We start from the raw sequence: 17,509 nt of genomic DNA on the forward strand, positions 1-17,509 counted from the left end.
AAAGGACTCGCAATCAGCGCTACCAGCGCCGCATACCCTGCCTGGCCTCCCGGACCGGCGCGGGGGTACGGGAGCTAAGGGCTGTCCCGCAATCCCTGGCGGGCGCGCGACGACAGCTACGGCACCTCGCCGCGTTGTCGGGACGTCCGCATACATCCAGTATGCGGATGTCCCTCCGCCTTGCGATGTACCGCATCCGACGCCGCGCACTGATCCACCACGGATTACGGGACAACCCTTAGGGGCGTGAGACCACGGAACGCATTCGCGCCTCCGAGGCATTCGCACCTCCGAGGGCATCGCCCGTCGCGGCCTGGTTCCATAGCTTTCCCAAGACTCAGGTCACTGGATGACGCCACCCCAGTAGTACCGCACGAGCCCCCTCGCCTGTGCCAAAGCTCATGCCTCCCACGCTCCCACTCCAGGTCGTCACAGCCCAGGGCCTGTCGAAGCACGTCACGCGGTCCCTCTTGCAGCAGGTGCCGCGCGGCAACCAGGTCCAGCGCGGGGTCGGCCGGGCCGAAGCTGCCGCCGTCCAGTACGCCACTGAGCCGGGCAGACCCCGCACCCGGCCCTACCGCGTGCGCGCCGACAAGGCGTACGCCTCTCGCAGGAACCACGCCTACCTGTGCAAACGCGGCATACGCCGCACCATCCCGGACAAGGCCGACCAGGCCCGCAACCGAAAGGAACTCGGCTCCCGCGGCGGCCGTCCGCCGAGGCTCGACCCGGAGGATTACAAGGCGCGACCTGCGGTCGAGTGCGGCATCAATCGCCTCAAGAGGAGCCGCGCCGTGGCCACGAGGTACGACAAACTCGCGGACGTCCCAGGGCGTCGCAGGCCAGGTGGATCCTGCTGGTCAGGCCGCCCCGGGAGCGTCCGAGCGCAGGGCTGCGGAGCCCCCTTTCAGCCGTACGGCGCGCCCTGCACCAGGCGCTGCCGCGACTGCGGGAGGAGGCGGCCGGGGCGACGGCGCAGGCCCGGTCACTGATGCCCGCCCCCTGGCAGCCACGTCCGGTGGTGCACCTCGCCGGGCCAGCCTGGCTGCCGCTGCTGGCGGAAGGCCAGCTCACTTCTCTTGCAGTTCCTTGAGCCGGGCAGCGTAGGCGAGGGCGATCTGCACGGTCTCGTCCTCGTCGGCGGTCTTCAGCTGGTCCAGGTCGTCCACGGCCTGGTTCCGGGCCGTACGCCACCCGGCCACCTGGCCGGGGGCGTGCCCTGGCGGGGTGACGCCGACGCTGCCGGACGGGCGGACGGACGAACGCCGGGTGGCGGCGGAGAGGGACCTTCATAGGCTTGATGGCACCGGCCCACGGGCCTCCGGTTCCGGGGGCCCGCTCTCTTGTGCTCTCAAAGGAGAAGACACCATGACCGCTTCCTCTACCCCTGGGGGCTCCCGGCGTTCGGAAGATGCCGCCGGGTTCAAGGCCTCGCCGCAGCTTGCCCGGGCCTTGCAGCAGATCGTGGTGGACCTCGTCGAACTACACCTCCAGGGGAAACAGGCCCACTGGAACGTGGTCGGTCACAACTTCCGGGACCTGCACCTGCAACTGGATCAGGTCGTCGACGAGGCCAGGGAGGCGTCCGACACCATCGCCGAACGCATGCGCGCTCTCGCGGCCTGCCCGGACGGCCGTTCCGACACCGTGGCAGCGACCACCACCCTCCCCAGGTTCCCGGAGGGCGAGCAGAGTGTGAGCGCCGTTGTCGACCTCGTCACCGCACGCCTGCGAGCCACCGCCGATACGCTGCGCACCCACCATGAGCAGGTCGACAGCGAGGACCCCTCCACGGCCGACCTGCTGCACGCGATCATCGACGCGCTGGAGAAGTACGCCTGGATGGTCAGCGCGGAAAACCGATCCGTCTGAGACGGCTCCCCTCGTGTCGTCGACCAACGCTCCCTCGGCGCGCGACCCGTCGACCGGATCGGCCCGGGCGCCGTTTCGCCACCCGGCCTTCCGGTCGCTGTGGCTGGCGCAGTTCGTGTCCAATACCGGCGGCTGGATGCGGACGGTCGGCGCGCAGTGGCTGGTCACGCAGACGTCGCAACCGGCCGCGCTCGTCGCTCTGGTGCAGACCGCTGCCAGCCTGCCGGTGCTGCTGCTGGGCATCCTGGCCGGGGCTCTGGCCGACATCCTCGACCGCAGGCGGCTGCTCCTAGTCGCGCAGGGCCCGCTGTTCGCGGCGGCGGGACTACCGGCTGTGCTCACCGCGGCGGGGCGGATCAATGCCTACGGGGTGCTGGCGCCGACCTTCCTGCTCGGCTGCGGGACGGCTCTGATGACCCCCGCCCGGCAGGCGATCCAGCCGGAACTGGTGCCCAGGGACCAGATCCCGGCCGCGGCCGGGATCAGCGGTGTGAACATGAATCCCGCCCGGGCGGTCGGCCCTGCTCTCGGCGGCCTGGTGGTCGCCCTGGTGGGCACCGCCGCGGTGTTCGCACTCAACGCGGTGTCCTTCCTCGTCACCGCGGCGGCGCTGGTCACCTCGCGGCGCAGCGCCGAGCCGGACGCGCTGGGAGCCGAGCGGATGCTCCCCGCCCTGCGCGCCGGCAACCGTTACGTCCGCAACGCGCCCCGTGTCCGCCGGGTACTGGCACGTACCTTGCTGTTCGTGCCCGCAGGCACGGCGCTGTGGGCCTTGCTCCCCGTTATCGCCGAGAGGCGGTTCGGGCTGGGCGCCGGCGGCTACGGGCTGCTGCTCGGCGCGGTTGGGGTGGGGGCGGTCCTGGGGGCCTTCCTGCTGCCCCGGGGCACGCAGCCGCTGTTCAAGTAACACGGTTCTGACGGGCGCCGGCGTCTGGTTCGCGGTCGCCCTCGCGCTGCTCGCCTTGGTGCGCGTCCCCTGGATCGCCGGAGTGCTTCTGGTGGCCACGGGCATCGGCTGGGTCGTGGTGCTGTCCGTCCTGAACGCCCAGGTGCAGGTGAACATCCCCGCATGGGTCCGGGCCCGGGCGACGGCCGTGTACCTGACGGTCTTTCAGGGTGGCAAGGCGGTCGGCGCGGCCCTGTGGGGCGCGGTCGCTGAGTGGACCACTGTGGCCGGAGCCTCACTCGCGGCCGCCGTGGTGCTGGCCGCCGGCTCGGCGGTCGGGTGGCGCCTGGCCGTGCCCGACGTCCCGCTGGACCGCTCGACGTTGGCCCGGGAGGCTCCGGGTATCGACGCGTCGGCCAGCACCTCGTCGTAGCTGCTGACGGCGTCGAGGCCGTAGAACTCCCACACCGCCGACCAGAAGGCCGGCACCTCGGTGGTGCTCCACCGCCACAGCTCCGCGCAGTCGGAGAAGGACTGGCGTGGCATCCGCGAGCTCAGCCCCGTGGCGACAGCCTGGCGGCGATGCGCGCAAGGTGATCGATGTGCTCGCTGCCGTGGCACCCGGCGTGCATGGGATCGACGACCAGATGTGTGGCGCTTGCTTCCGCCCACCTCTGGGCCCTGTTCTCGATCCCGTCCAGGCCGTACCGAAGCTCGACTGCACCCTCCAGGCCGATGTCGGAGGCCAGGCGGCCGGCTCGCTCGGCGGCGTTGGCGATCGCCTCGAACTTCCTGGGGACGTCCGGTTCCCATTCGCGGCCGTGGTACCAACCGTCGGCCATCCGTCCGATGCGGTCCAACACGATGTCGCTCCACCCGCCCATCCGCACAGGGATCGGCTGCTGCGGCGGCCGTGGTTCGAGGCCTACGCCGACCACACGGTTGAACTCGCCGTCGACATCGATGATCCGGCGTGTCCACAATGCGCGGAGGATCGACACCTGTTCCTCGATCCGCCGTCCGCGCGTCCGGAAGTCGGCCCCCATCGCTTCGTACTCGACCGGGTTCCGGCCCACGCCGATCCCGAGTCGCAAACGTCCACCGGTGAGGATGTCGACCTGTGCGGCCTGCTTCGCGACGAGCGCCGTCTGCCGCTGCGGACAGACCAGTACACCGGTCGAAAAGCCGAGGTCCGGACGGAGGGCCGAGAGTTGGGCGATGGTCGTCGGCGGCTCATGGAACTCAGTGCTCACCGAGTAGGCCGACGCCGTCCGTTGTGCGCCGTCCGGGAATCCGGCACCGTAGTCGGGCCGCGAATCCGGGTCCACACCCACTACGTGGTCGTTCACCACGATGTAGGAGAAGCCGGCATCGGTCGCCTGCAGGGCCCCATCGCGCATTACTGCGCGACCGAACCAATCTCCTGTGAGGGGAACCTGACGCCTGTCAACATGGGCCCTCCTGAATACTTCGTCGTGGAGACGTGCACGCCGCCGCGGAAACGCAATCGGCGATGTGAGACGGTCGACCTGACAGAGCCCTCGCAGACCGCGGTCGACTGAGGCCGTGACCGTTCGGGGGAAGCCGCCGGCGCCCGTGGTGGGGCGCGGGTGTGGCTGGGAAGGCCGTCCACGACGCTCGTTCGACGACGAAGCGGCGCAGCGTGCGTAGCTGGCGGGGGGTGTTCCAGCCGAGTACGCCAACTACCCTCCCGCGGCGGCCGTAGGCGGCAGCGAAGTAACCGTCGGCCGGGTCGCCGTGGACGATCCGCACGTCTGCGGCGGGTGGGAAAATGCCGTACGCCTGGATCCTGGTGTCGTACTGGTCGGTCCAGAAGTAGGGCACGGGAGCGAACGGTTTGGCATCGCCGAGCAGGTTGCTGGCCGCGGCCATGGCCTGTTCGGTGGCGTTCATCCGGTGTTCCAGTCGCATGCGGGTGCCGAAGTGCGGGTTGTGCCAGGAGGCGACGTCGCCGGCGGCGTAGATGCCGGGTGCGGCCTGGCACAGCGCGTCGCACAGCACCCCGTCCCCCAGGCGCAGGCCCGAGCCGGTCAGCCAGCGGGTCGCGGGCGTGGAGCCGAGGGCCAGGACGACGACGTCGGCCGGCAGCGTGGTGCCGTCGCCGAGTTCCACCCCGGTCACCCGGCCGCCTGCGCTGCGCAGCCGGGTGACCGGCACGCCGCAGCGCAGGTTCGTTCCGTGATCGCGGTGCAGTTCGGCGACGAGCGTGCCGATGCGGTCCCCGAACGGGCGCTGTACCGGGGCGGGTTCCGGTTCGACCAGGGTCACCTTCAGGTTCATGGTCCGGGCTGCCGCGGCGACTTCGGTGCCGAGGAATCCGGCACCGACCACGACCACGTCGGGTCCGGTGAGCAGCCTGGCGCGCAGGGCGAGGGCGTCGTCGAGTGTGCGCAGGACGTGGACCCCGGCCAGGTCGCTGTCGGGCAGGCGCCGTGGGGCCACACCGGTGGCGATGATCAAACCGTCGTAGCCGATGTTCTCACCGCCTCCCAGGCGCACCCGGCGTCCCTCCACGTCGAGGGCGGCGGCGCACTGTCCGAGCCGCAGGTCGGCCTCCAGTCGCGCAAGATCCTGCAGGGAGCGCAGGGTGGCGCGTTCGGGCTCCCAGGTGCCGGTGAGGATTTGCTTGGACAGTGGTGGTCGGTCGTACGGCGGATGGGGCTCCTCGCCGATCAGGGTGAGGTGACCGTTCCAGCCTCGGCGGCGGAGGGTCTCGGCCGCGGTCAGGCCTGCGGCCGAGGCTCCGACGATGACGATCCGCTTCATTCCTTCTTCTCCTGTTCTTCCAGCCAGATCGCCTGTGCCGGGCAGAGGGCGGCTGCCTGCCGGACGTCGTCAGCCAGGTGCTCGGGCGGGGTCTCGGTGAGCAGGACGACGATGCCGTCCTCCTCGCGCTGGTCGAACACCTCCGGTGTGGTCAGAACGCACTGGCCGGCGGCGACACACTTGTTCTGGTCGACGATCACCTTCATCGGATCCTCCTTTCCTGCGCGGCACTTGGCCGCGGTCACCAGGTGACGGGCAGTTCGTAGACGCCGTAGACGAGCCCGTCGTGCTTGAACGGGATCTGGTCGAGGTCCGCCGCCGGTCGCAGGGTCGGGATGCGGCGGTACAGGGTGCCGTAGACGACCTGGAGTTCGACCCGGGCCAGTGGCTGGCCCAGGCACTGGTGGACGCCGAAGCCGAAGGCCACGTGGTGGCGGGCGCCGCGTCCGATGTCCAGCCGGTCGGGGTCGGGGAAGGCGGCGGGATCGCGGTTGCCGATGTCGTTGGCGAGGATGACGCCTTCGCCGGCGCGGATGGTCTGGCCGCCGATCTCGATGTCCTCCAGGGCCACGCGGCGCCGTCCGCTGTGCACGATGTTCAGGTAGCGCAGGAGTTCCTCGACCGCCGAGGCGATCACCTTCGGATCGTCGCTCTCGCGTACCTGGGCCAATTGGTCCGGGTGCTGCAACAGGGTCAGCGTGCCCAGCGCGATCATGTTCGCCGTCGTCTCGTGCCCGGCGATCAGGAGGAGTATCCCCATGTTGGCCGCTTCACGCTGGGAGAGTTCGTCGGCCCCGACCCGCGCGGCGAGCGTGGAGAGCAGGTCGTCGGCCGGGTGGGCGATCTTGCCGCTGATCATCCGGTCCAGGTAGCCGACCAGCCGCTGGGTGGCCGCCCGCGCTTGCTCCGGCATGGTGGTTCGCTTGATCAGCGTCTTGCTGTTGGACTGGAAGAAGTCGTGGTCGGCGTACGGAACGCCGAGCAGCCGGCACATCACCAATGACGGCACCGGCAACGCGAACGCCTGGACCAGGTCCACCGGCTTCGGTCCGGCGAGCATGGCGTCGATCAGGCCGTCGACGATCTTCTGGATCGCCGGCCGCAGCGCCTCCACGTGCTTGATGGAAAAGGCCGCGGTGACCATCCGGCGCAGCCGAGCGTGCTCCGGATCGTCCATCACGATGAAGCTCCTCGACTGCCTCCGGCGCTCCAATGAGGCCGGGGATTGCTGAGGGTAGTGCGGGTGGGTGCTGTCCGAGCTGATCCGCGGATCGGCCAGCAGCGCCCGCATGTCGTCATAGCGAGTGACCAGCCACGGGGTACTGCCGTCCCACAGCCGCACCCGGCTGATCGGAGCCCGGGCCTGCAGGGCGTGCAGGGCCGGCGGCGGGTCGAACGGGCAGTCGGCCGCCCGGTTCATGGGGTAGTCCGGTACCTCCGCCGACAGCGCGTCGGTGCCGGGTGCCGAGTTGGTACTCATGGTTCTCCGCCCTCTCCGGAAATCCGATATTTGAGCAGGCGTCAGGACCGGGCCCGGCTCACGCGTGGGCGCGACGGAGCAGGTCCCGCCTGCAGGAGGGAGGCGCCGAAGAGCGCGGCCCGGAAGGTCAGGAAGCCGATCCGCCGCCCTTGGCCCGGAGCTGCGGAGCTGTCCCGAGCATGCGCCGGACGATGGGCATGACCGTCTGCATGGCCTCCGCCAGCGCCCGCACGTCCCGCTCAGGCAACGCGGCCAGCAGGTCGGCTACTCGGGCATCCCCCGCCCGGCGGCGCTGGGCCAGCCGCTCGCGACCAGCCTCCGTGACAGTGACGAGGCGGACCCGCCCGTCTTCCGGATCGGCCACTCGCGATGCCAGATCCTGGGCTTCCAGCCGCTGCACCAGCGCGGTCATCGACGGCTGGGTCACACCCTCCGCCGCAGCCAGCCCGGTCAATCGGATCGGACCCTCCCGCTCCAGCCTGTCCAGCACGGCGGTGGTGGTCAGACTCATGCCCTGCCGGTCCAGCACGAGGAGCCTGACCATCCCGGTGACCAGCTCGTGCAGCGCCGCCGCCACCTCCTTGGGGCCCTCTTCGGACATCTCATCCATACCTCCATCTATAGCATGTTCTATATATATAAGCTATATAGAACATGCTATAGATGGATATAGGACCGTTTGGGGTACTGGTCGGAGTCAAAGTGCCACCGCGGTGCCGGAAGAAGGTGATCACTGTGACCTACGCCTCCACCTCGGCCGACTCCCCGTCGCAGGCTGCCACGCGGCCGCTGCGGGCATCAGGCAGCGCCTGGCCCCTGGCGCACCGCCCGGAAGCCGCCGGAGAGGCTCGCGAGATCACCAAAGAGGTCCTCGCCTGGTGGAAGGTCGCCGAGGAAGCGGCCGACTCGGTGCTGCTGACCGTCTCCGAACTCGTCACCAACGCGGTGGAGCACGCTCGGCCCCCACTGAACCTCGAACTGAGCCGCGACCAGGGCACCCGGCGGGTGCACATCGAAGTCGCCGACGGAGGCCCTGCCGCCACGGACGGCGACTGGGCAGGCAACGGCAGTCCCGACGAGCACGGCCGCGGGCTGGAGATCATCGATCAGCTCACCGCCGCGCACGGCGATCGCCAGGAGCTCGGACACGCCATCCACTGGGCCGACGTGAATACAGCACGTCTCCGACCGCACGGCAGCGCCCCCTCCCGGACGACGCCTTCCGGCCGCCCTGCAGCAGCGGAGCATGGCAGTCACACCTCCAAAACCGCCTGTTCCAACCCGGCCGGTCCCAACAGAAGAACCTCACTCGCCGGGGAACACGTCCGACCGTCGGCCCAGTTGATCGAAGGCGGAGAGCTGTCGGATTGAAATAGGGATGTGGCGGACCTGCGGTGCTGCGCGTCCTGGACCTCCCGGAGCCCGAGGCCGGGCCGGGCAAGCTACGCGTGGTCCATGCGGCTGCGAGTGGGACGACCTGGGTGGGCCGAGTGGATCAGCGCCGCTTTGCGGCGGGCACGGGCGTGCTCCATATTCGGAGCAGCATTTCCGTGCTCACGGCCGTGTCGCTGAGTCCCGTGCCGTGAACGAGCGGCGGCGGACCTCGTGCTCATGCTGCACCGGACGGGCACCCCAACAGCCCGGCCGGTGACTGTCGGGAGACTTGCGGATGACCGCGCAGTTCGGTGACTACCAGGGCCGGCTGCGGGGCGTCGTACCGTCGTTTCCGATGTCGTTCGAAGAGCTGGGGACCAGGGCTCGGGCCGCCCTGCCGCGCGACGGCCAGGTCCCCCAGTTCGGCGGGGTCCCCGGCTTCTTCAAGCTCTACCCACCGGACGACCAGGAGCTGGCCGCGAGCCTGGTGCACCGCGCGGAGACGGCCGGCTTCAAGGGCATCGTGGTCACGCTGGACACCTGGCTCACCGGCTGGCGGCCGCGCCATCTGTCCACCAGCAACTTCCCGCAGCCGCGCGGCAACTGCCTGGCGCCCTTGCCCCGCTCGGCGACGCCGGGACTCCCCGGCGCGCCCGCGACCTGTGCCGGGCCCGGGATCTCGGCATCGAGCCCGAGCACATCGAAGGCATGCGCTCCAAGCTCAAGCGCCTGGTCGGCGACGGACTAGCCACCGACCGGGCGGGCCTGTTCGCTCTGCACCACGAGTGACCTCACTCCGCGCCGCTGATCAGCAAGCCTGACCCCGACGCAGAGACGAATCGGATAGAGACTCACATCCCGCCCTCTCAGGAAGGGTTGCCCTGCATCAGGCCCCCTCTCGTGAGCAACTCCGCCCCAAACGCGCCTGCTCGGCAGAGCGGCATTCGTTTTCACACAGCTACCCAAGCTCCCGCACCGCTCCAGGGGATGAGCTGTTGCTCGTGACCGCCCGGTCGGCACGACCGCCACCAGCGTATGCCGCATCGCGGCCGTGACGGAGCAGTCCGTCGAGCAGGTCGTGGCCGACCGGGTCCGCGACGAAGTCGAACGGGACCGGTGAGACGCGCATCCCCTGTGGTGCGGGAGGTGCGGCTCCGGCTTGGGCAGGGACCGCTCGGTGGCATAAGGAGACACCTCCACAGCAACGTCGTACGCTTGAAGGGGGCTCCTGCAGACCGAACGGGCGAGCTCCTGCGTCGGGTCTCCACCCATCGCGGCGACATCGACGAGCGGTCGACCGACACCTCTGACGAGCGATGCCGATATCCGCAGCCTGGGGCTGCGGGTTGAAGAACGGGGGGCGACACGCTGTCAGGGCACCTTTCTTCGGTGCGACGGACATTCCTTCAGGGCTCGGCACCAGCCGTGCGTTTCAGCTAAGGAAGTGAAACATGCCTGTGCAGGTCGAAGAGCGTATCCGAGTTCCCATCAGACGATTCGGGGCGCCACACTCCGACGGCGTGGCCGGCGCCTATCTCGCCGAGTTGATCGGGACCTTCATCCTGGTCTTCGCGATAACGGCCACCGCCACCTCCGCCAGTCTGGCGCACACCATTGCCGGACCGCCCTACGGCTCGCTGGCGATCGTCCTGGTCAACGGGTTGGCGTTGGCCGCGCTGGTCGGCGGTCTCGGCCACGTCTCCAGCGCGCACTTCAACCCGGCCGTCACCGTCGCCATGGCTGTCATCCGCAGGTTCTCGTGGCGGCATGTCCCCGGCTACGTTGCCGTCCAGATGATCGGCGGGATCCTCGGTGCTCTCGCCACCTGGGCCATCCACGGCAGCGCCGCGCGGACCGCCACGCACCTCGGTGCCACCAACCCGGCGCCTGGGGTGGGCGATGGCCGTGCTCTGGTCGTCGAGATCCTGATCACCTTCGTGCTGGTCCTCGTGGTGACGGCCGCGGTCACCGACAAGCGGTTCCCGGGCCCCGTTGCTCCGGTCGTGGTCGGCTTCGCCCTCGCCGCGGCGGTCTTCATCGGCGGCCCCAGTGACGGCGCCGCGGTCAACCCGGCCCGCGGCCTTGGCCCGATGATCGCCGCCGGCTCGTTCAGCGGCTGGTGGGTGAGCCTGGTAGGCCCTGTGGTCGGTGGTGTCCTCGCCGCGGTGCTCTACGACCGATTCATCCGCAGGGGCCGGCCCTCAGCAGTTGAGCAGGTGTCCAAGGCCCGTGTCGCCGGCAGCGGACAAGCACGCAGCCGACGCGTGTTGTAGGCCCGGGCCGGCCAAGGTACTCCTGATACATCGCGGGTGCTCAGGCGGACGCCCCAAAGGGGACGGTGTGTGGCCATGCTCTCCGTACACGGCCCGTCGGCGAAGACCCGCAATGCCTGGAGTTCCGTCTCGTCGGCGGCCAACTGCCGCGTGACGCTGGTGAGCCATGCTCCGTAACCTTGCTCAGCAATGGTCGCCCGCTCGGGTTGCGCGCACACTGACCGCCGTCCGATACACGGTCTGAAGAAGCGCGGTCACGCTGGTTCCGACCGTTCCTCCCCGTCTCGTGGTCGTTGGTCACTTGCTGCGTGACTCCTGGCCCCGGCTGCTTCATGCGTGTGCCGCCGGTGAGGGCGGTCGCATGTTCAGCGACGGCAGACTGCTACACCCATCCCTCGTGACGCGCCACGCCCGCGCACGCCCCCATACGCTCGCCCCGTGAGGAGAACGCCACCATGGACATCGGTATCGGGCTACCAGCCGTGCATCCCGACCCGGACATGTCGATCGTGGACTGGGCCAGACGTGCCGAGGAGCGCGGCTTCGCCGCGCTTGGCACTACCGACCGCCTTGTCTACGACACCTACGAGCCGCTGACCGCCCTGGCCGTCGCGGCCGGAGCGACTTCCCGCATCCGGCTGACCACCACCATCCTGCTGGCCCCGCTGCGTGCCAACCACGCGCTGTTCGCCAAGTCCACCGCCACATTCGATCGCCTGTCCGGTGGCCGACTCGTGCTGGGCCTGGCACCCGGTACCCGGGAGGACGACTACAGCGCGAGCGGGGTTGACTTCCGGCGCCGTGGCAAGCTGTTCGACGCACTGCTCGAACGGGTCGCCCAGCAGTGGCAAGGCCAAGGCGGTATCGGACCGCACCCGGCCACGGCCGGCGGCCCCCCGCTGCTGTTCGGTGGGTTCACCGAGCCCGCGCTGCGGCGGATGACCACCTATGGTCGCGGCTGGATCAGTGGCGCCCAGGGCGTGGACAACTTCCGGGCCTTCCTCCCGCGGGTCCAACAGGCGTGGCAGGACGCGGGCAGGGCAGGGGCGCCCCGCCTGGTGGCGATCGCGCACTTCTCGCTGGGCCCGGACGCGGAGCAACGCCTGCACAGCCGCCTTGCGAACTACTACACCTCTGGCACCTACACCCGCGAAAGCATCGAAGCCGGTCTGTCCACGCCCGAAGAAGCGGCCCGCGAGGTCGCTGCCTACGCCGAGGCGGGCTGCGACGAACTCATCTTCTTCCCTCACGGTGGCGGCCTGGAACAGGTGGATCTGCTCGCCGACGCGGTCGGGTTGTGACCTACCGGAAGGCCAGGCGAAGAGAGACCGCCACCTTCGCTGCCAGCAGTCTTTCAGCAGGACTGATCGCAAGGAGAATGAGGTGGCCGCTGTGCTGGGCCACCGCACAGCGGTGCGCGGCCGCGCGCTTCAGCCGGGCGACCGGCCCCCTGCCCGCCCTCACCGCCGATCCTGGGATGCCTGGGGTGGAGGCGGGCTCCTCGGGTCGTCGCCGGGCGCCCGGCATTCCTCTGCACGGTCCCGCCCGTGACCGGAACAGTGAGAGCAGCGCAGCGGCCCTCTGGGCGGTTTGCCACCAGGCGAGCATTGCGGTAATTGACGAGGCACCGGTACCGGAATAGTCCTGGCACCGCTTCGAGTTGTGCATCGGCGCCCCGCCGGCCCACCGGAGGTCGCGTGCAGCGCGAGCGTCACGACCTGCTCGCGCAGGAGCTGACCGAACGGGCCGACGGCAGTGGCGACACAGCCGAGCTGACGTTGTTCGCCGCACTCGCCGCCGCTGTGGCGGGCACCGTCTTCACCACCACGCACGAGCACTTGGCGGCCGGCACCCCTGCCGAGCAGGTCACGGCTGCGGTCGACGCGGTCCTGGACCAGAGTCTCGCCCTGTTCGCCCGCGCTTACAAGAACAACAACGTCCTTGACAGAGCCCAGCGCTCATCGGACAAGTCACTCTTGTATGACTGACGGTCGCTCACGGCAGACACTCCAGCACGGCCGGTCGCTCCGGTCGGCCCAGATGCCGCGATCCCACACCTTTCAGCGACAACAAACACGGCATCACGTCACATATCGCTCTCTGGCAGCAACCGCGCACCGCCGAGGCGCACGCCGCGTGGCGAACATGCCCTGACCGAGCGCGTCCAGCGCCGGGGGCTGTGGAAACAGGAGCACGCGCGGTGGACTCTGCCACCCAGCTCGGTCAGGCGGCGATTGAGATGTTCCTCAGTCGTCTGCTGGGAGACCAGCAGCAGCATCGGGAACGGAGTGTCCAGGTTGTCGTAGGACGCGCGGAGCAGAGCGCGCGGGCCGTCGTGCACGCCGAAGTGGCGGCCTCGAATTCCTGCGGCGACCAGGCGATCGGCAACCCCCAGTACGGGCGAGGTACTCGAGAGCGCGGGGCTGTACGAAGGCGGCCTTGGCGCCGGGCTGGACCGAATCGGCACGTTCGACGAGTACGTGGTCCACGCCGAGCCGGGTAAGGCTGGCGGCGAGTGTGAGCCCGGCGGGCCCGGCACCAACGATCAGGACATCGGTCTGCGTGGCCAGTGAGACCGTGGGAGAAGAGGCCATGATGTCGGCGTCCTTCGTTGATCCGGCAGTTCGCCGAGCCACTCGTCAGGCGCCCGGTCCCCTTCTCTGACAGTCTTGGGTGAGAGCCCCGGGCTGATCGGTCGCCCTGGCCGGGTATGACAGGAGAACCACCCGTATGGCCAGCGGCGATGTAGCCCGCCGTGCACCCAGTCATGTCTCCACCGCGCGCTCTCGGCGTCGCTCGAATCCTGACCCTCTGAGTTGAGAGGGCGGTATGCGAGACAGGTGATGTGCCGTCACCTGAATGTGTGGGACTGCGGTATCCCAGCCGGTCGGTGAACTCGGGCATATCGGCACTTTCTGTGCCAACTGCTCACGCTCGGACACGCACGAGCCCGCCACCACAGTGGCGGGCTCGTGCGTGTCCGACGTCCTATAGGCCGTTCGACCAACTGAGGGAACGGCGGGAATCGACCCGGGACGCCCTCCGGTCGGCAGCGGTTGGAGACGTGATGATCACGGCACAGCCCACCACCCGGAGGGAATACCCGATGAGCGACACCGCAGTCCCCCTGAAGCAGCGAGTCGGCCGGTACGGCGCCTGGAGCGTCGAACTGCGCTCGGAGGACCCGGCCCGGCGCGGCGAACTGGACGAGGCCGCGGCCGAGCTGGAGGAACTCGGGTACGGCGCCATCTGGCTGGGCAACAACAGCACCGCCGACCATGCCGCCCCGCTGATCGGGGCGACGCGCCGCATCCTCGTCGGCACCAGCGTCCTGAACATCTGGCAGCAGGAGGCCGCCACGACCGCGGCCGGCTTCGCCGAGGTGGCAACGGCGCACCCCGGCCGCTACCTGGTGGGTCTCGGTGTGAGCCACGGCCCGCTGGTGAAGGACTACAGCCGCCCGTACGCGGCTATGACCGGCTACCTCGACGAGCTGGACGAGGCCGGCGTCGCCGCCGACAGCAGGGTGCTGGCCGCGCTGGGCCCTAAGATGCTGAAGCTGTCCGGCGAGCGGGCGGCCGGCGCCATCCCCTACCTGGTCACGCCCGAACACACCGCCCAGGCCCGCGAGATCCTCGGCGAGGGCCCGCTGCTCGCCCCGGAGCTGAAGGTGGTTCTGGAGACCGACCCGGCCCGGGCCCGCGCGCTGGCCCGCGGCGCCCTCGCCATGTACCTCACCCTGCCGAACTACACCAACAACTTCCTGCGGCACGGCTTCACCGAGGCCGACCTGGCCGAGGGCGGCAGCGACCGCCTGATCGACGCGGTCTTCGCCTGGGGCGACGAGGACCGCATCCGCGACCGCATCGACACCTTCCATCAGGCAGGCGGGGACCACGTGGCCCTCCAGGTGCTCACCGGCACCCACAGGCACAAGCTCCCGAGGGAGGAATGGCGCAGGCTCGCTTCCCTATTGGGATGACGGTATCGGGGAACACCGGAGCCGTGGTCGGCGGTAGCGCCATTTCCGGTTCGGGTCTCTCACAATCGGCCAACAGCCCACGGCGGAGCCGGTGCAGCGCTCCGCCGTGGAGTTGGGGCCCGCACGGGTCTCGGAGAATGGCCTATATCTCATGACCGTCACTCCTGGGGCGGACACCACCGATATCTGAGTCGCGGAGGACGCCCCAGCGCCCCGGTACTGCACGCCGACCGGGCAGAGCGGGGACATCGGGGGCGCACGTACGAGTCGGCCCGGGAACGTCAGGGAGTGTCGCCGGTCCAGTCGAAGCGGGCCGGGTCGCCGGGGCGCGGGTCCTGCATCGCCTGGCCGCCGGCGCCGAACTGCCCCAGGGCGAAGGCATGCTCGGTGGGCAGTGCGGCCATATCGCATCCCCGGAGATCGGGTGTTGCGACGACCGCTAGTACCCAAGCGAAGCCGAACAGGGGGCGGTGGTTCATGAGCGGCGGCGGTCCGCCAGCAAGTCGGGCACAGTCGGGCTTTGGGGAGGTCCGCCCCCTTCCCCGAGAGGGGGGCGGAGTGCCGTCCGGCTGCTGGTTACCGAAGCGGGGACCGGACGGCAGCAGAAGCTAATCAGTTGGCAATGCTCTCCCCAAAATGTTCCGTGGGCCAGATGGGTGTATGGCGACGGATTGACCTGCCACCCCGGGCGCATGAGTCCGCCCCTTCCCGGCCGAGAGAGGGCGGACTGCCTCCGGCCCCGACCGCTGACGGTGGAAGGCATGGCCGGGTCGGGGCGGCACCAGCGAAGCAGCCCGACCAGACCGGCCCGACTTCTTGAGGGGCAGGCGGGTGAGCAGGCCCTTGCGACACTCACCGAGGGATCCGCTCGTGCGCCTCCTATTGCTGACCTGATCCAGATCTCGGAATGCCGTGAGCAGCTGCCTGGTGCAGCCTTTGCCGATGAGTACCCCGGTAGTCGTGCACCGCATTGCGCCGACCGGCGGTCGGGCGGTCACAATCAACGGTGAGATCGCCGGTCTCGCCCACGACGACCGTGACCTGATCGAATTTCTCCGACGGGCAGGAATGTACGACGCCGAGCATTGCCTCGACGACCCGCACTGGGTCGAATGGCGCGGCAGCCAGGCCCACTGGTACGACGCAGCATGACGAAGACCCCCTGCCTGGCCGAAGCCGGAACAGGGGGTGCGTTGGCAGCGCTCTCCGGTGAAGCACGTTCCACTGTTCGGGTGTCTTGTCGGGCATAAGCATGCTTGGACATGGGTGGCACCGCTATCACTTGGGCGACAAGTCCACCCCACATTTGGAGCGTCATGAAGATCTCCCGTTGGGCCGTAGCCCTCGCCCCTGTAGTGGCCGCAGGCCTGCTCACGACCGTGCAGGCCCCTACGGCCTCCGCCGCGACGTTCACTGCGGAGCTGGTGGCCCGCAACAGCCAGAAGTGCGCGTCGGTCGAGGGCGCGAGCACCCAGAACGGCGCCGCCGCTGTCCAATGGGACTGTGTGGACGCCCCGAACCAACAGTGGAAGTTCGTGGCCACCAGCGCTGGCTACTACACGGTGAGCGCCGTGAACAGTGGCAAGTGTTTGTCGATCAGCGGCGCCAGCGTCCAAAACGGAGCCACGGCGGTCCAGTGGGACTGCGTGAATGCCACGAACCAGGAATGGAGGCTGGTCCAGAAGGACAGCGGCTACTTCTCCATCGAAGCCCGACACAGCGGCAAGTGCCTGTCGGTCCTCGGCCAGAGCACCGCAAACGGTGCCGCGCTGGTCCAGTGGGACTGTGTGGAGTACACCAACCAGCACTTCCGGCTCGCCTGAGCCCGCGGGCTCCGAAGCAAGGGACCAACTCAGCGTCCCGCTTCTTCCGTTCCGGTACGGGCTTCCGCGCCTGTACCGGAACGGAGATGCCAGGAACTCAGTGCTCTCACTGATCCCGACATCAGCACAGCGTCACCGGAGAAGGAACTGCACGGCCTGGCTCACGCGCTTGTAGGAGTCGGCACACACGTCGCACAGGTCCTGGGTGAGCACTACGTCCGGTGCCAGGGCGGCCAACACCTCGGTGTCGAGTGTGTGGAGGGATGAGCCCGAGTGCGCCGAGCCACCCACCGCGTCCGAGATCTCCCTGCTGCTCATCTCGTCCTGCGAGAGATCCGCTCCGGTGACCACCGGAATGTTCCGGACGTCCTGAGGCGGCCAGTCGCACTCGTGCGTCCTCCCGACCAGGTGTCCGGCCAGTCCGAGCTCGGCGACGATGTCGGTCGCGGACGGGAGGAGGGAAACGATGCGCATGTTGGTGACTTCGGTCCGCCACGGGGCGGCCGGGCTTGATGTGCCGCCCGGCCGCCCCATGACGGACATCGATCACCGAGAAGATCAGGTACCCCGGCGCAGGGCGACCGTGTACCCGCGTCGATGACCTTGCCGCGGTCGGCTCCGGTGAAGTCCGAGCCGTCGACGCTGACCTTCCATGTGCTCGACCCGCTGTTGGCCTTGCCGTTGAGAGCGGTGATCGTGCCAGTTCCGGAGGAGGGGGTCACGCCGTTCACACAGCCGGAGGGAGTGGCAGCGCTCGTGGCCGAGTCGAGAACCGCGCCGAGGGTGGTTGTGGTGCCGGTGGGTGTGAAGGCGACGGAGCACACCTTCAGGGTTGCCCGCGCCGTCGTCCACGGTCAGGGCCAGTTTTGTGGCGGTGCCGGAGGTGAAGGTGCTCTGGGCCACCCACTGGGGTGCGCCGCTGGTGGCGGGAACCGGGGGGGGGTGCCTCTATGTCCTTCGTCAAGTTCGCGCTGCCGGTTTTGAGGGTTTTCATCCTGGTCATGCGGCGAGGGTGACGGTGGGGGTTCGGGA

General features: G+C 69.3%; 18 protein-coding genes and 5 pseudogenes. 12 read left to right on the top strand and 11 right to left on the bottom strand.

Features of this window, described 5'->3' with window-relative positions; all coding sequences use genetic code 11:
• Window positions 1–342 precede the first annotated feature (342 nt).
• A pseudogene (locus tag ACIOHC_RS39890) lies at window positions 343–554 on the bottom strand (aminoglycoside phosphotransferase); the annotation flags it as partial.
• On the opposite strand from ACIOHC_RS39890, the pseudogene ACIOHC_RS39895 reads away from it, so the two are divergent.
• Window positions 480–761 (top strand): annotated as a pseudogene (locus ACIOHC_RS39895) (hypothetical protein); the annotation flags it as partial. The pseudogenes ACIOHC_RS39890 and ACIOHC_RS39895 overlap by 75 nt on opposite strands.
• 58 nt (window positions 762–819) lie before the next feature.
• Here ACIOHC_RS39895 and ACIOHC_RS39900 read toward each other — a convergent pair.
• Window positions 820–963: pseudogene (locus tag ACIOHC_RS39900) on the bottom strand (IS5/IS1182 family transposase); the annotation flags it as partial.
• Between the two features lie 405 nt (window positions 964–1,368).
• On the opposite strand from ACIOHC_RS39900, the gene ACIOHC_RS39905 reads away from it, so the two are divergent.
• The 3 genes from ACIOHC_RS39905 to ACIOHC_RS39915 are packed head-to-tail and all read left to right on the top strand — an operon-like array spanning window position 1,369 to window position 3,191.
• Window positions 1,369–1,872, top strand: coding sequence for a DNA starvation/stationary phase protection protein (locus tag ACIOHC_RS39905; protein ID WP_351077291.1), 504 nt, complete (start codon window positions 1,369–1,371; stop codon window positions 1,870–1,872).
• A 13-nt stretch (window positions 1,873–1,885) separates the two neighbouring features.
• Window positions 1,886–2,779, top strand: coding sequence for an MFS transporter (locus ACIOHC_RS39910; RefSeq protein WP_401846419.1), 894 nt, complete (start codon window positions 1,886–1,888; stop codon window positions 2,777–2,779).
• Window positions 2,715–3,191: an MFS transporter gene (locus tag ACIOHC_RS39915; RefSeq protein ID WP_401846420.1), complete on the top strand. Its 477-nt coding sequence runs from the start codon at window positions 2,715–2,717 to the stop codon at window positions 3,189–3,191. Before ACIOHC_RS39910 ends, ACIOHC_RS39915 begins: the two co-directional genes overlap by 65 nt.
• A 121-nt stretch (window positions 3,192–3,312) precedes the next feature.
• Here ACIOHC_RS39915 and ACIOHC_RS39920 read toward each other — a convergent pair whose 3' ends face one another.
• From ACIOHC_RS39920 to ACIOHC_RS39940, 5 genes are all read right to left on the bottom strand, one after another.
• Window positions 3,313–4,158, bottom strand: a complete 846-nt coding sequence (locus ACIOHC_RS39920) for a TIGR03619 family F420-dependent LLM class oxidoreductase (protein WP_401846423.1) — start codon at window positions 4,156–4,158, stop codon at window positions 3,313–3,315.
• 46 nt (window positions 4,159–4,204) lie between these two features.
• A complete protein-coding gene (locus ACIOHC_RS39925; protein ID WP_351077285.1) occupies window positions 4,205–5,545 on the bottom strand; it encodes an FAD/NAD(P)-binding oxidoreductase in 1,341 nt (446 codons plus the stop codon).
• Entirely contained in the window at window positions 5,542–5,751 is a 210-nt protein-coding gene (locus tag ACIOHC_RS39930) for a ferredoxin (RefSeq protein ID WP_351077282.1), read from the bottom strand. The genes ACIOHC_RS39925 and ACIOHC_RS39930 overlap by 4 nt, the downstream gene beginning before the upstream one ends.
• A gap of 35 nt (window positions 5,752–5,786) precedes the next feature.
• Complete coding sequence (locus tag ACIOHC_RS39935) at window positions 5,787–7,025, bottom strand: cytochrome P450 (protein WP_351077279.1); 1,239 nt, start codon at window positions 7,023–7,025, stop codon at window positions 5,787–5,789.
• Between the two features lie 127 nt (window positions 7,026–7,152).
• Entirely contained in the window at window positions 7,153–7,635 is a 483-nt protein-coding gene (locus ACIOHC_RS39940) for a MarR family transcriptional regulator (protein ID WP_351077276.1), read from the bottom strand.
• A gap of 125 nt (window positions 7,636–7,760) precedes the next feature.
• Between ACIOHC_RS39940 and ACIOHC_RS39945 the strand changes: the two genes are divergently transcribed.
• From ACIOHC_RS39945 to ACIOHC_RS39965, 5 genes and pseudogenes are all read left to right on the top strand, one after another.
• On the top strand, window positions 7,761–8,396 hold the full coding sequence (locus ACIOHC_RS39945) for an ATP-binding protein (RefSeq protein ID WP_401846427.1): 636 nt from the start codon (window positions 7,761–7,763) through the stop codon (window positions 8,394–8,396).
• Between the two features lie 424 nt (window positions 8,397–8,820).
• A pseudogene (locus ACIOHC_RS39950) lies at window positions 8,821–9,012 on the top strand (alpha-hydroxy-acid oxidizing protein); the annotation flags it as partial.
• Window positions 9,013–9,919: 907 nt separating this feature from the next.
• Entirely contained in the window at window positions 9,920–10,672 is a 753-nt protein-coding gene (locus tag ACIOHC_RS39955; protein WP_351077271.1) for an aquaporin, read from the top strand.
• Between the two features lie 455 nt (window positions 10,673–11,127).
• Window positions 11,128–11,973 carry an LLM class flavin-dependent oxidoreductase gene (locus ACIOHC_RS39960; protein ID WP_351077268.1) on the top strand — a complete coding sequence of 282 codons (846 nt, stop codon included), beginning with the start codon at window positions 11,128–11,130 and terminating at the stop codon, window positions 11,971–11,973.
• Between the two features lie 396 nt (window positions 11,974–12,369).
• Window positions 12,370–12,660, top strand: coding sequence for a hypothetical protein (locus ACIOHC_RS39965; protein WP_351077265.1), 291 nt, complete (start codon window positions 12,370–12,372; stop codon window positions 12,658–12,660).
• 258 nt (window positions 12,661–12,918) lie between these two features.
• Here ACIOHC_RS39965 and ACIOHC_RS39970 read toward each other — a convergent pair whose 3' ends face one another.
• Window positions 12,919–13,266 (bottom strand): FAD-dependent monooxygenase, encoded by a 348-nt coding sequence (locus ACIOHC_RS39970; RefSeq protein ID WP_351077262.1) that lies wholly within the window; start codon window positions 13,264–13,266, stop codon window positions 12,919–12,921.
• A 512-nt stretch (window positions 13,267–13,778) separates the two neighbouring features.
• Between ACIOHC_RS39970 and ACIOHC_RS39975 the strand changes: the two genes are divergently transcribed.
• On the top strand, window positions 13,779–14,654 hold the full coding sequence (locus ACIOHC_RS39975; RefSeq protein ID WP_365691694.1) for an LLM class F420-dependent oxidoreductase: 876 nt from the start codon (window positions 13,779–13,781) through the stop codon (window positions 14,652–14,654).
• Between the two features lie 281 nt (window positions 14,655–14,935).
• Here ACIOHC_RS39975 and ACIOHC_RS39980 read toward each other — a convergent pair whose 3' ends face one another.
• Entirely contained in the window at window positions 14,936–15,058 is a 123-nt protein-coding gene (locus ACIOHC_RS39980) for a hypothetical protein (RefSeq protein WP_351077373.1), read from the bottom strand.
• A gap of 538 nt (window positions 15,059–15,596) precedes the next feature.
• On the opposite strand from ACIOHC_RS39980, the gene ACIOHC_RS39985 reads away from it, so the two are divergent.
• Both ACIOHC_RS39985 and ACIOHC_RS39990 read left to right on the top strand, forming a co-directional pair.
• Entirely contained in the window at window positions 15,597–15,806 is a 210-nt protein-coding gene (locus ACIOHC_RS39985) for a hypothetical protein (protein WP_351077257.1), read from the top strand.
• 164 nt (window positions 15,807–15,970) lie between these two features.
• A complete protein-coding gene (locus ACIOHC_RS39990; protein ID WP_351077255.1) occupies window positions 15,971–16,477 on the top strand; it encodes an RICIN domain-containing protein in 507 nt (168 codons plus the stop codon).
• A 132-nt stretch (window positions 16,478–16,609) separates the two neighbouring features.
• Here the strand turns inward: ACIOHC_RS39990 and ACIOHC_RS39995 are convergent, their stop codons facing one another.
• Window positions 16,610–16,951 (bottom strand): hypothetical protein, encoded by a 342-nt coding sequence (locus ACIOHC_RS39995; protein WP_351077254.1) that lies wholly within the window; start codon window positions 16,949–16,951, stop codon window positions 16,610–16,612.
• Window positions 16,952–17,035: 84 nt separating this feature from the next.
• Window positions 17,036–17,416 (bottom strand): annotated as a pseudogene (locus ACIOHC_RS40000) (hypothetical protein); the annotation flags it as partial.
• Between the last annotated feature and the right edge of the window lie 93 nt (window positions 17,417–17,509).

It is taken from the genome of Streptomyces sp. NPDC088252, from assembly GCF_044740965.1.
GTDB lineage: Bacteria > Actinomycetota > Actinomycetes > Streptomycetales > Streptomycetaceae > Streptomyces.

What these genes read in the sequence shown, in the direction of transcription:
- ACIOHC_RS39905 (WP_351077291.1), top strand. Translation starts at nt 1,369, where the DNA reads ATGACCGCTTCCTCTACCCCTGGGGGCTCCCGGCGTTCGGAAGATGCC.
- ACIOHC_RS39920 (WP_401846423.1), bottom strand. Translation starts at nt 4,158, where the DNA reads ATGCGCGATGGGGCCCTGCAGGCGACCGATGCCGGCTTCTCCTACATC.
- ACIOHC_RS39925 (WP_351077285.1), bottom strand. Translation starts at nt 5,545, where the DNA reads ATGAAGCGGATCGTCATCGTCGGAGCCTCGGCCGCAGGCCTGACCGCG.
- ACIOHC_RS39930 (WP_351077282.1), bottom strand. Translation starts at nt 5,751, where the DNA reads ATGAAGGTGATCGTCGACCAGAACAAGTGTGTCGCCGCCGGCCAGTGC.
- ACIOHC_RS39935 (WP_351077279.1), bottom strand. Translation starts at nt 7,025, where the DNA reads ATGAGTACCAACTCGGCACCCGGCACCGACGCGCTGTCGGCGGAGGTA.
- ACIOHC_RS39940 (WP_351077276.1), bottom strand. Translation starts at nt 7,635, where the DNA reads ATGGATGAGATGTCCGAAGAGGGCCCCAAGGAGGTGGCGGCGGCGCTG.
- ACIOHC_RS39960 (WP_351077268.1), top strand. Translation starts at nt 11,128, where the DNA reads ATGGACATCGGTATCGGGCTACCAGCCGTGCATCCCGACCCGGACATG.
- ACIOHC_RS39970 (WP_351077262.1), bottom strand. Translation starts at nt 13,266, where the DNA reads ATGGCCTCTTCTCCCACGGTCTCACTGGCCACGCAGACCGATGTCCTG.
- ACIOHC_RS39975 (WP_365691694.1), top strand. Translation starts at nt 13,779, where the DNA reads ATGAGCGACACCGCAGTCCCCCTGAAGCAGCGAGTCGGCCGGTACGGC.
- ACIOHC_RS39980 (WP_351077373.1), bottom strand. Translation starts at nt 15,058, where the DNA reads ATGGCCGCACTGCCCACCGAGCATGCCTTCGCCCTGGGGCAGTTCGGC.
- ACIOHC_RS39985 (WP_351077257.1), top strand. Translation starts at nt 15,597, where the DNA reads ATGAGTACCCCGGTAGTCGTGCACCGCATTGCGCCGACCGGCGGTCGG.
- ACIOHC_RS39990 (WP_351077255.1), top strand. Translation starts at nt 15,971, where the DNA reads ATGAAGATCTCCCGTTGGGCCGTAGCCCTCGCCCCTGTAGTGGCCGCA.
- ACIOHC_RS39995 (WP_351077254.1), bottom strand. Translation starts at nt 16,951, where the DNA reads ATGCGCATCGTTTCCCTCCTCCCGTCCGCGACCGACATCGTCGCCGAG.